The sequence below is a fragment of the Streptomyces daqingensis genome (genome assembly GCF_014645895.1).
Lineage (GTDB): Bacteria > Actinomycetota > Actinomycetes > Streptomycetales > Streptomycetaceae > Streptomyces > Streptomyces daqingensis.
The window spans coordinates 68385-80866 of sequence record NZ_BMMP01000015.1 but is presented as its reverse complement, the minus strand read 5'-3'; the positions used below and the strand labels follow the sequence as shown (position 1 = coordinate 80866).

The following is a 12482-nucleotide window of genomic DNA, read 5'->3' as shown; positions in this document are numbered from 1 at the left end:
CCCGAATCACCGGCTACGTGTGGTGAGTTGCCGACTGCGAAATGTGCTTCCTGGTTGCTCCTCAGAGCTGTGATCTGCCACACAGTCACGGTGTGGCATGTAAGCGGACGGTTACATGGCCATGACAAACGTAATGTCCATTGCGTTGAGTCTGGATTACGCGCGGGAGAAGGCCCTGCTTGCTGCGCCACAGAGGGCGAAATGCCCGGTCGTGGCAGCGTTGCTCTCGACTGACTGAGAGTGACGGACAGGCAGGGAGGAGTCAGTTGACCGCATGGAAAACCGTCCCGTCTACTACGCATGGTCAGCTGACCTAGGTGATCGTGCAGTCGGGAGAAATCATGAGGATGCTGGATACGGGCGCGTCCGACGTGTCCTCGCGTTCGAGTCTGGTCATCGCGGTCAACCCCGTGCACCGGCCGTCACCGCGGCTGACCGCTGCCGCCTCGGCGGCGGGCGCACTCGGCGTGCTGGAACTGCCCACGGGTGACCCGCGCGCCGCCGCAGAGAACCTGGAACGCACAGACCGCTGGTCGAAACGCCCGTTCGGCGTCCGCATACGGCCGGGCTGCGGCATCACCGTCTCCGACCTCCCCGCGCCGGCCGGCACCGTCCTGCTCGCCGACCCGGGCCGCTCGCCCGAGGAGTTCGCCGGACGCCGGGTGCTCGTGGAGGTCACCGACCGGGCCGAGGCGCTCCGCGCCGCCGGAACCGGTGCGCACGGCCTCATCGTCCGCGGAACCGAAAGCGGCGGCCGGGCCGGCGAACTGAGCACGTTCGTACTGCTCCAGCAGGTACTCGCCGACCCCGACATCGACCTGCCCGTGTGGGCGTGGGGCGGCATCGGCCCCCACACCGCCGCGGCCGCCGTCGCCGGCGGAGCCGAAGGCGTCGTGCTCGACACCCAGCTCGCCCTCCTCGACGAGGCGGGACTGCCCCTGGACGTCGCCGAGGCCCTCGACGGCCTGGACGGCTCCGAGACCGTCCTGCACCACGGCATCCGCGTCCTGCGCCGCCGTGGCCCCGGCGTCCCCGAACTGCCGCAGGACGCCGCCGAGTTCGCGTCCCGCATCGGCGGACACGACCTGCGCACCCAGTTCCTGCCCGTCGGCCAGGACGCCTTCCTCGCCGCCTCCTTCGCACGGCGCTGGAGCAGCGTCGCCGAAGCCGTCCGCGGAATCCGCGAAGCCGTCGTGACCGCCGTCGAGGACGACGAGCCCGCGACCGCGCTCGGCGAGGGCTCACCCGGCGCCCTCGCACTCGGCACCCGGCTCCCCGTCGCGCAGGGCCCCATGACGCGGGTGAGCGACCAGCCGGAGTTCGCCGCCGCCGTCGCCGCCGACGGCGCGCTGCCCTTCCTGGCCCTCGCCCTCGCCCGCGCGGAGCAGACCAGGACGATGCTGGAGGCCACCAAGGCGTCGCTCGGCGACTCCCCCTGGGGCGTGGGCGTGCTCGGTTTCGCCGACGAGGAGATCAGGTCGGCGCAGCTCGACGTCGTACGCGAGGTCCGCCCCACCCACGCGATCATCGCGGGCGGCCGGCCGGCACAGGCGGCGGCGCTGGAAGCCGAGGGGATCTCGACCTTCCTCCACGTGCCCTCGCCGGGCCTGCTGCGGCAGTTCCTCGCCGCCGGAGCCCGCAAGTTCATCTTCGAGGGCGCCGAATGCGGCGGCCACGTGGGCCCCCGCAACAGCTTCCCGCTGTGGGAGGCCCAGGTCGAGGTGCTGCAGGAGTTCCTCGACAAGGAAAGACCCGGGGCGGCAGGTGAACTGACCGTCCTCTTCGCCGGGGGAGTGCACGACGAACGCTCGGCGTCGATGGTCGCCGCACTCGCCGCCCCCCTCACCCGGGCCGGAGTCCCCACCGGCGTACTGATGGGCACCGCCTATCTGTTCACGGAAGAGGCGGTACGGGCCGGCGCCATCCAGCCGCTCTTCCAGCGGCACGTCGTCGCCGCGGAGCGCACCGACCTGCTGGAGACCGCACCGGGGCACGCCACGCGCTGCGCGCACAGCGCCTTCACCGCGGACTTCGCCGGACTCAAGGAGCAGCTCGGCGCGGCCGGCGTCCCGGACCGGGAGATCTGGGAGCAGCTCGAGAAGTTCAACGTCGGCAGGCTGCGCGTCGCCAGCAAGGGCATCGAGCGGGTCGGCCCCGAACTGCGCAGCGTCGACGAGGAACGCCAGGGCGCCGAGGGCATGTTCATGGCCGGTGAGGTCGTGGTGCTGCGCGACGCCGTCACCACCGTCTCCGCCCTCCACGAGTCGGTCGGCGCGCACGCCGCCGACCGGTTCCGTGCGCGCGCCGCGCGGCTGCGCGCCGAACTCGGCGCCGGGGGAGCGGCGAAGGAGGAGCCCGCGGCCGATCCGCTGCGGATCGCCGTCGTCGGCATGGCGGGAATGTTCCCGGGAGCGCAGGACCTCGCCGCGTTCTGGGCGAACGTGCTCGCCGGCAAGGACTGCGTGACCGAGGTCCCCGGCGAGCGCTGGGACCCCGAGATCTACTACGCGGAGGACGGGGACGGGGAGCGCACCCCCTCACGCTGGGGCGGCTTCCTGCCCGAAATACCCTTCGACCCGCTGAGCTTCGGGATACCCCCCGCCTCGCTCGCGGCCATCGAGCCGGTGCAGCTGCTCGCCCTGGAGGCGGCACGCCGCGCCCTGGCCGACGCCGGCTACGAGGGACGGCCCGCCGACCACTCCCGCACGTCCGTGGTCTTCGGCGCCGAGGCGGGCAGCGATCTGTCCAACGCCAGCGCGCTCCGCGCGGTGCTCCCCGCCTACGTGGGCGACCTGCCCTCAGCGCTCGACGAGCAGCTCCCGAAGCTCACCGAGGACTCCTTCCCCGGCATGCTCGCCAACGTGATCGCCGGACGCATCGCCAACCGGCTCAACCTCGGCGGCGCCAACTACACGGTGGACGCCGCCTGCGCGTCGTCCCTGACCGCCGTCGACGTGGCGTGCAAGGAACTCGTCACCGGGACCAGCGACGTCGTGCTCTGCGGCGGCGCCGACCTCCACAACGGCATCAACGACTACCTGCTGTTCTCCTCGGTGCACGCCCTCTCTCCGACGGGCCGCTCCTCCACCTTCGACCAGAGCGCGGACGGCATCGCGCTCGGCGAGGGCGTCGGGTGCGTAGTCCTGAAGAGGCTGGCCGACGCGGAGCGCGACGGCGACCGGATCTACGCCGTGATCGACGGCGTCGGCAGCGCCAGCGACGGCCGGGCCCTGGGCCTGACCGCGCCGCGCCCCGAAGGCCAGCGCGCGGCGCTGACCCGCGCCTACCGCAACGCGGGGGTCTCGCCCGCGCAGGTCGGACTCATCGAGGCGCACGGCACGGGCACCGTCGTCGGCGACCGCACGGAACTGGCCACCCTCACCGAGGTGTTCACCGAAGCCGGTGCGGACCCCGGCAACTGCGCCATCGGCTCCGTCAAGTCGCAGATCGGGCACACCAAGTGCGCCGCCGGCCTGGCCGGACTGATCAAGACCACGCTCGCCCTCTACCACGGCATCAAGCCGCCCACGCTCCACATCGAGCAGCCCAACGCGGCCTGGAAGGCCGACAGCAGCCCGTTCTACTTCCATGAGGCGGCGCGTCCCTGGGCGGCCGAGCCCGCCGAACGCGTCGCGGGCGTCAGCGCCTTCGGCTTCGGCGGCACCAACTTCCACGCGGTGCTGCGCGCCTACGACCAGGCGCCCGCCGTGCACGCCAGCGACGAGTGGCCCGTCGAGCTGTTCACCTTCCGCGGCAAGGACGCGGCGGCGGCGCAGCGCGCCGTGCGCAGGCTGCTGGAGAAGCTGGAGCAGCCGGGCGGCGACTGGCGGCTCCGCGACTACGCCCGCGGTGCGGCACGCGTCAGCGACTCGGCCGCCGTCCGCGGCGAGCCCGTCCGCGTCGCGGTGCTCGCCGAGAGCGTCGAGCAGCTGAAGGCGCTGCTCCACCGCGCGGCGGACGGCGTGCACGACCCCAAGCAGGGCATCTACGCGGCCCCCGCCGAGGCCGACGGCGCTGACGGCGCCGAGGGGCGGGGAGCGCTGGCCTTCCTCTTCCCCGGCCAGGGCAGCCAGCGTCCCGGCATGCTCGCCGACCTCTTCGTGGCCTTCCCCGAGCTGCAGCGCTACCTGCAGCTCGGCTCCCGCTGGGCCGACGTGCTCTACCCGCCCGCCGCGTTCGACAAGGAGACCCGGGACGAGCAGCTGGCGCGCATCACCGACACGGCGGTCGCCCAGCCCACCCTGGGCATCGTCGAACTCGCGGCCGCCGACCTGCTCGGCTCGCTCGGTGTCCGTCCCGACATGGCGGCGGGCCACAGCTACGGCGAACTCGTCGCACTCGGCGTCGCCGGAGCCATGGCGCCACAGGACGTGCTCACCGCGAGCGCGGCACGCGCCGAGGCCATCCTCGACCAGGTCAGGGACGGCGACGCGGGCTCCATGGCGGCCGTGACCGCCGCTCCCGGGAAGGTCGAGGAGGTGCTCGCCCTCGCGGGACTGGACGGCGAGGTCGTCACCGCCAACCGCAACTCGCCCAAGCAGACGGTGATCTCGGGACCGTCGGACGCCGTCACCAGGGCCGTCGGCCACCTCCGGGACGCCGGTTTCTCGGCCAAGCCGCTGCAGGTGGCGTGTGCCTTCCACAGCCCGCTCGTCGCGGGCGCGGGCGAGACGTTCGCCGGGACGCTGGCCACCATGGACGTGCACGCGCCCGCATATCCCGTATGGGCCAACAGCACGGCCCGGCCCTACGACACCGACCCCCATGCGGTGCGCGCGGGACTGGCCGGGCAGATCGGGGCGCCCGTCCGGTTCGCCGACCAGATCGAGGCGATGTACGAGTCGGGCGCCCGGGTCTTCCTCGAGGTCGGCCCCGGCAAGGTCCTGACCAGGCTGGTCTCGGCCGTTCTCGGTGACCGTCCACACACTACGGTCACACTTGAGGACGCGCGGCGCGGAGGACTGTACGGTTTGCTCTCCGGCGTCGCACAACTCGCCGTCGCCGGTACGGACGTACGCACCGGAAAACTCTTCCAGGGGCGCGACGCCGTCGACCCGGAGACCGCGACCCCGGTCAAATCCCCCGGCTGGACCGTCGACGGTCAGCTCATCCGCCTCGCCGACGGCACCATCCCGCCCAACGCCCTCCAACCAGCCCGCCCAGTCACGGAGCTCATCGTGCCGGAATCCCCCACTCAGGACGGCGTCACGCTGTCCGGTCCGGACGCTCTCATAGCCGAATTCCTGCGTACCAGCAGAGAGATGGTGACGGCGCAGCGCGACGTGCTGCTGCGCTACCTGGGAGCCACCGAACTTCCCCCCGTCGCAGCCGGAGACCACGCGCTGCCGTCCCCCACGGTGACGCTGCCGGCCGCCCTCCCCGCCGGCACCGCTGCTCCGGCCGCTGCGGCCCCGGCTGCTCCGGCTGCTGCTGTCCCTGCTGCTGTCCCTGCTGCTCCCGTGCTGGATGCGGATGCGGTGCTGGGTCAGGTGCTCGCGGTGGTGGCGGAGCGTACGGGTTATCCGGTGGACATGATCGAGCCGGGCTTGGATCTGGAGGCGGATCTGAGTGTGGACTCGATCAAGAGGGCTGAGATCGCTGGTGAGTTGGCGGTGCGGCTGGGTCTGCCCGTCGATCAGGACGCGGATCTGGACGAGTTGAGCACGGCTCGTACGGCTGCCGGTATCACCGAACTCCTCACGACCCGCCTGAACTCCGCCCCGCAGGCGGCTGCTCCGGCTGCCGCTGCTCCGGCTGCTGCTGTCCCTGCTGCTCCCGTGCTGGATGCGGATGCGGTGCTGGGTCAGGTGCTCGCGGTGGTGGCGGAGCGTACGGGTTATCCGGTGGACATGATCGAGCCGGGCTTGGATCTGGAGGCGGATCTGAGTGTGGACTCGATCAAGAGGGCTGAGATCGCTGGTGAGTTGGCGGTGCGGCTGGGTCTGCCCGTCGATCAGGACGCGGATCTGGACGAGTTGAGCACGGCTCGTACGGCTGCCGGTATCACCGAACTCCTCATGACCCGCCTCGGCGGCGGCGCCTCCGCGGACGAGACGCCCGCCCCCGCCGAGCAGGCCGCACCGGCCGCCGACGGAGGCGAAGCCGTCGTCGTGGCGCCGCAGCGCCTGGAGTTCACCGAGACCGAGCTGCCCGCGCCCGACGCGGCGCTCCCCGCGGGCGCCGAGGTGACGCTGCTCGGCGGCGGCCCGCTCGCCGGCCTCCTGGCCGAGAAGCTGACGGCTGCCGGCGCGGTACCGCGGACAGTGGCCGAAGGGCAGTCGCCCGAGCGGTTCGGCGACGCCGTCGTGCACCTGCACGCCTTCGAGTCGCCCGACGCCCAACTCCCCGAGATGTTCCCGCTCTTCCAGTCCGTGCTCGCGGCCGGGCCCAAGCGCCTGCTGGCCGTCGACCGCCGCGCCGAGGGCGCCGCGACGGGTCTTCGCGGATTCTTCCGCAGCGTCGCCCGGGAGTACGAGGAGCTCGCGGCGTCGCTGGTCGAGGTCGGCTCCGACGACAGCCTGGAGAGGGTCGCCGAGACCGTCGTCGCCGAACTCGGCGCCACGGAACGCGAACCGGTCGTCCTCGCGGACGGCGGACGCCGCCGGGCGCTGCGGCTGACCCGCACCGACCTGGGCGCCGTCGCCGCCACCGGTGCCGGCCCGGCGGGCGACGGCGTCTCCGAGGCGGCCGCGGCCGGACTCGACCGCGACTCGGTCGTCCTGCTGGTCGGCGGAGCCCGCGGCATCACCGCACGGTTCGCCCGCACCATCGCCGACGCCAGCCGCTGCCGCATCGAACTCCTCGGCCGCACGCCCGTGCCGGACGGGGACGAGGATCCGGCCACGGCCTCGGCCCGCAACCGCGACGAGCTGCGCGCCGCGTTCATCGGCTCCGGCATGAAGTCGCCGGCGGAGATCGAACGCGCCGTCGCCGCCGTCCTGTCGGAGCGCGAGGTACGCGAAACCCTTGCCGCCCTGCGCGAGTCGGGCAGCCAGGCGCGCTACCGCTCGGTCGACGTGAAGGACGAGGAAGCAGTACGCGCCGCCGTGAAGGAGATACACGCCGAGCACGGCAGGCTCGACGGAGTCGTCTACGCGGCCGGAGTCATCGAGGACAAGCTCATCGCCGAGAAGACGCCGGAGTCCTTCCGCCGTGTCTTCACCACCAAGGCCGACGGCGCCCGGGTACTCCTCGACGCCGTGTCCGCGCTGCCCGAAGGCCCGCGCTTCGCGGTGCTCTTCGGAAGCATCGCGGCGGCACTCGGCAACCGTGGGCAGTGCGACTACGCCTCGGCCAACGACGCCCTCGAGGAGCTGGGACGCAGGTGGTCCACCGAGGACCGCCGCGGCCTCACCGTCCACTGGGGCCCGTGGGCCGCGTCCGAGACCAACAGCGGCATGGTGACCCCGGAGCTCATGCGCTCCTACGCGGCGCGGGGCATCAAGCTCATCGACCCCGAGGAGGGGCCGCTGAGCCTGCTGCGCGAACTCGCCTGGGGAGCGCCCACGGTGCACGCGGTGGTCTCCGCTGCATCAGGGTGGTGACACCCGTGGCAACCCCCTCGCGCACGCCGGTCGCCGTCGTCGGGATGGCCGCGCTCTTCCCGGGCGCGGCCGGCCTCGACGGCTACTGGCGGAACATCCTCGGCGGCGTCGACGCCATCACCGACGTGCCGGCCGGGCGCTGGGACGAGGGGTTCTACGCGGCGGACGGGCCCCCGCGGGCCGACCGGGTCTACTGCCGCCGCGGCGGCTTCGTCGACCAGGCCGCCGAGTACGACCTGACCCGCTTCGGCATCATGCCCAACTCGGTGCCGGGCACCGAACCCGACCAGCTGATCGCGCTGGACGTGGCGCACCAGTCCATCGAGGACGCGGGCGGAGAGGCGATCCTCCCCGCGGACCGTCAGCGCGCGGGCGTCGTGCTGGGCCGCGGCGGCTACCTGACGCCCGGACTGGTCCGGCTCGACCAGCGGGTGCGTACCAGCAACCAGATCATGCGCACCCTGCGCGAGCTGGTGCCGGAACTCGACGACGACCGCCTGGAGCAGGTGCGGTCCGCCTTCGCCGAGCAACTCGGCCCGGAGGCACCCGAGTCGGCGATCGGGCTGGTACCGAACCTGGCCGCATCCCGTGTCGCCAACCGGCTCGACCTGCGGGGACCGGCGTACACCGTCGACGCCGCCTGCGCGTCGTCACTGGTGGCCGTCGACCACGCGGTGCGCGAACTCGACGCCGGACGCTGCGACATCATGCTCGCCGGCGGCGTCCACCACTGCCACGACATCACCCTGTGGAGCGTCTTCAGCCAGCTCGGCGCGCTCTCCCGCAGCCAGCGGATCAGGCCCCTGCACCGCGACGCGGACGGGGTGCTGATCGGTGAGGGCACCGGCGTCGTCGTGCTGAAGCGGCTGGCGGACGCCGAACGCGACGGCGACCGCGTCTACGCCGTCGTCGCCGGAACCGGCGTGGCCAGCGACGGGCGGTCCGCGAGCCTGTTCAACCCGGACCCCGGCGGGCAGGTACGGGCCGTGCGCCAGGCGTGGGACGTGGCCGGGCTCGACCCGCGCGCCGCCGACGCCGTCGGCCTGATCGAGGCGCACGGCACCGCCACCCCCGCCGGTGACGGCGCCGAACTGACCACTCTCGGCGAGGTGTTCGGCGAAGCCCCGGACGGCTCGCCCGCCGCCATCGGCTCCGTGAAGTCGATGATCGGCCACACCATGCCGGCCGCGGGGATCGCCGGATTCATCAAGGCCGCGCTCGCCGTCCACCACGGAGTGCTGCCTCCCACGCTGCACTGCGACGACCCGCACCCCGCGCTGGAGCGCACCCGCTTCCGTCCGCTCGCCGAGGCCCAGCCGTGGCAGCAGCCGGAGTCGGGAGCGCCGCGCCGGGCCGGTGTCAACGCCTTCGGCTTCGGCGGCATCAACGCCCACGTCGTACTGGAGCAGCCCGCCGGCCGCGCAGCAGCCGCGACCACCCCCGCGGCCGACGCCACGGCCCCGGCCCGGGCAGCCGTCACCGTCACCGAACCGGAGCGGGTGCTGCGGCTGGCGGCGGAGACGCCCGAGGAGCTCGCGGCCCTCCTGGACCGGGAGGACTCGGCCGTCCTCGCGTCCGGACTGGACGAGCGGTCCAGGGTCACGGAGCCGTGCCGCCTGGGCGTCGTCGACCCCACGGCACGCCGCCTGAAACTGGCACGCAAGGCCGTGGGCAAGGGCGCGCCGTGGCGGGGACGCAGCGACGTGTGGTTCAGCCCCAGCCCGATGCTCGGCCCGGCCGGCGGCCGCACCGCGTTCGTCTTCCCCGGCCTGGAGGCCGAGTTCGAGCCCCGCGTGGCCGAACTCGCCGAACGGTTCGGCCTCGAATGGCCGCACGGCGGCGAGGAGAACGGCGCGAAGGTCGGCGACGTCGGCCGCCACGGCGCCGCCGTCTTCCAGCTCGGCAGGGTGCTGGACGCCGCGCTGCGCAGGCTCGCGGTCGTCCCCGACGCCGTGGCAGGCCACAGCGTCGGCGAGTGGACGGCGATGGCGTGCGGCGGGATCCACTCCGCCGACGAGGTCGACGCGTTCCTCGCCGGGTTCGACCCGGACGCTCTGCGGGTCCCGGGCGCCGTCTTCGGCGTGCTCGGCATGCCCGCCGAGCAGGTGCTCGCCGAACTGGACGGCCGCGGCGACGTGGTGCTCTCCCACGACAACGCGCCCAACCAGTCGATGATCTGCGGCCCCGAGGACGCGGTGGAGGCCGTCGTCGTGCGCATGCGCGCCCGCGGCGTCATCGGGCAGGTGCTGCCGTTCCGATCCGGCTTCCACACCCCGATGCTCGCCCCGTACCTCGGCCCCATCCGCGCCGCCGCCGAGAGCTACACGCTGCACCCGCAGACCACTCCCGTGTGGTCCGCGACGACGGCGTCGCTCTACCCGGAAGAGCCGGAAGCCGTACGGGAGTTGTTCGTGCGGCACCTGCTGGAACCCGTGCGGTTCCGGCTGATGGTCTCCGCGATGTACGAAGCGGGACACCGCGCCTTCATCCAGCTCGGCGCGGGACAGCTCGGCTCCCTCATCGACGACACCCTCTCCGGACGGGACCACCTCGTCGTCTCCGCCCACGCCGGGAACCGCGACAGCCTCGCGCAGCTGCGCAGGGTCGTCACCGCGCTGTGGGTGGACGGCGCCGAGCCCGACGTCGCGCCCCTCCTGCAGCGGGACGACCGTCCGGCGGCCGCAGCCCGTACCGCGGCGCAGCCGGCGCCGGGCAAGACGAAGCGGCCCGGCGTGCGCCTCGACCTGGGCGGCGCGCTGATCTCCCTGCCCGAGTCCGTACGGGGATCGCTCGCGGGAGCGGCCGCGGACACCGCCGCAAGGCCCGCGGTCGCGGCGTCCTCCGCCTCCCTCACCCGCCTCGACCAGGCAGGTGCGCGCAACCCGCTGGCAGCGGAACTCTCCGCGCTCCTGAACGACACCGCGTCGGCCGCGGCGGACCTCATCGGCGCCGGCGCCGCCCGGCGGGCCGCACCCCCACGCGGACCGGTGCGGCGCCCCGCCGTACCCGCGCCGCGCGCCGCCGAGCCCCCGGCCGCGGACGTGCCTCCGGTGCTGCGGGTGGGCGTCGAGGAGATGCCCTACCTCCTCGACCACTGCTTCTTCCGGCAGCGCCCCGGCTGGCCCGACCCCGCCGACCGCTGGCCGATCGTCCCGGCCACGACCGTCATCAAGCACCTCATGGAGTTCGCCGAGCGTGCAGCCCCGGGGATGCGCGCCGTCGGGCTGCGGGAGGTGCGGCTGCTGAAGTGGATCGAGGCCGTGCCCTCGGTCGACGTCCCGGTGACGGTGCGTCGGATCGCTCCCGACGAGGTCGAGGTGGCCCTCACCGGTTCCTCGCAGGCCGTCGTCCAGCTCGCCGGGCAGCACCGACCGCCGCCCGATGCCTGGACGTTCGACCCGGCCGCGGAGCGCGTCCCCGAGATGCGCGCCGAACAGCTCTACACGGAGCGGTGGATGTTCCACGGACCCCTCTTCCAGGGGGTCAGCGAACTGACCGCCATCGGCGACCGCCACGTGCGGGGCGTCCTCACCGCGCCCGAGGCGCCGGGCTCCCTGCTGGACAACGTGGGGCAGCTGCTGGGCTACTGGATCATGGCGACGCTCACCGAGCGCACCACGGTCTTCCCCGTCAGCATGGACCGCATCCGCTTCCACGGTCCCGAACCGGGCCCCGGCGAGCGGCTGGAATGCTCGATCCGCATCACCGGGCTCACCCACAGCACGCTCACCGCCGACATGCAGCTGCTCCACCGGGGCCGCGTCTGGGCGGAGCTGCACGGCTGGACGGACCGCCGGTTCGACACCGACCCCGGCATCCGGGCCGTGGACCGCTTCCCCGGCTCCAACACGCTCTCCACCCGGCACCCCGAGGGCTACGCGCAGGTGCACGAGCGCTGGCCCGACCTGGCGACGCGCGAGCTGATGATGCGCAACGTCCTCGGCAGCGCGGAGCGCACCGGCTACGGCGAGCTTCCGCCCGTCCGCAGGCGGCAGTTCCTCCTCGGCCGCATCGCGGCGAAGGACGCGGTGCGCGACGTGCTGTGGTCGGAGGGGGCGGGCGACGTCTACCCGGCCGAGATCGCGGTGCACAACGACGACGAGGGCCGCCCCTTCGTGCGGGGCGTGCACGGCCGCGAACTCGGCGACGGCCTGGTGGTGTCGATCGCGCACCGCGCGGAGTGCGGTGTCGCCATCGCGCGGCGCGGGCCGTGCGGTATCGACGTCGAGGAGATCACCGAACGTCCGCGCGCCACTGTCGAGACGGCGTGCGGCCGGGAGGAGCTCGCCTTGCTGCGCGAAGTGTCCGAGGGCGCGGGCGGCGCAGAGCCCGGCCAGGACGGTGAAGCCGTCTGGTTCACGCGGTTCTGGGCGGCCAAGGAGGCCGTCGCGAAGCTGCGCGGAACGGGACTGCGGGGACGTCCGGCCGACTACCGCGTGGTGGCGGCGGAGACCGGCCGGCTCCGCGTGATGTACGGGGGCCATTCGCACGACGTGCGGGTGCGCGTTACATCCAATCCGCCGGGCCTGCCCGAGCGGCAGTACGTGGTCGCCTGGACGACCGCATACGAGGAAACAGGAGTGCGAAATGACCACTGACGCGACCGGGTTCGCACCGGTGCAGCCCGTCGGGCAGGCGCCGTCGGGAACCGACGAGGGGGCCGTGCTGGCGGACATCTCCGGCATGCTGCGGGCGCTGCTCGAGGACTACGGACTCGACGAGGCCGAGATCGGCCGGGAGACCACCTTCCACGACGATCTCGAGCTGGAGAGCATCGACCTCGTGGCGCTGTCCGGGTCGCTGCGCGAGCACTACGGTGACCGCGTCAACTTCGCCGAGTTCGTGGCGGAGCTGGAACTCGACGAGATCATCGCGCTGACCGTCGGGCAGCTCGTCGACCATGTAGTGGAATCGCTGCGCGCCACGGAAGCGGGCTGA

3 protein-coding genes are annotated in these 12482 nt (G+C 73.2%); all 3 read left to right on the top strand.

What is annotated here, in order from left to right:
• Nucleotides 1-341 precede the first annotated feature (341 nt).
• From IEY56_RS21595 to IEY56_RS21585, 3 genes are read left to right on the top strand one after another with little or no spacing between them, the layout of a single operon-like run.
• A complete protein-coding gene (locus tag IEY56_RS21595) occupies nt 342-7544 on the top strand; it encodes a type I polyketide synthase (protein ID WP_189038926.1) in 7203 nt (2400 codons plus the stop codon).
• Nucleotides 7545-7549: 5 nt separating this feature from the next.
• Nucleotides 7550-12142 carry a type I polyketide synthase gene (locus tag IEY56_RS21590; RefSeq protein WP_189038925.1) on the top strand — a complete coding sequence of 1531 codons (4593 nt, stop codon included), beginning with the start codon at nt 7550-7552 and terminating at the stop codon, nt 12140-12142.
• Nucleotides 12132-12482, top strand: coding sequence for an acyl carrier protein (locus tag IEY56_RS21585; RefSeq protein WP_189038924.1), 351 nt, complete (start codon nt 12132-12134; stop codon nt 12480-12482). The genes IEY56_RS21590 and IEY56_RS21585 overlap by 11 nt, the downstream gene beginning before the upstream one ends.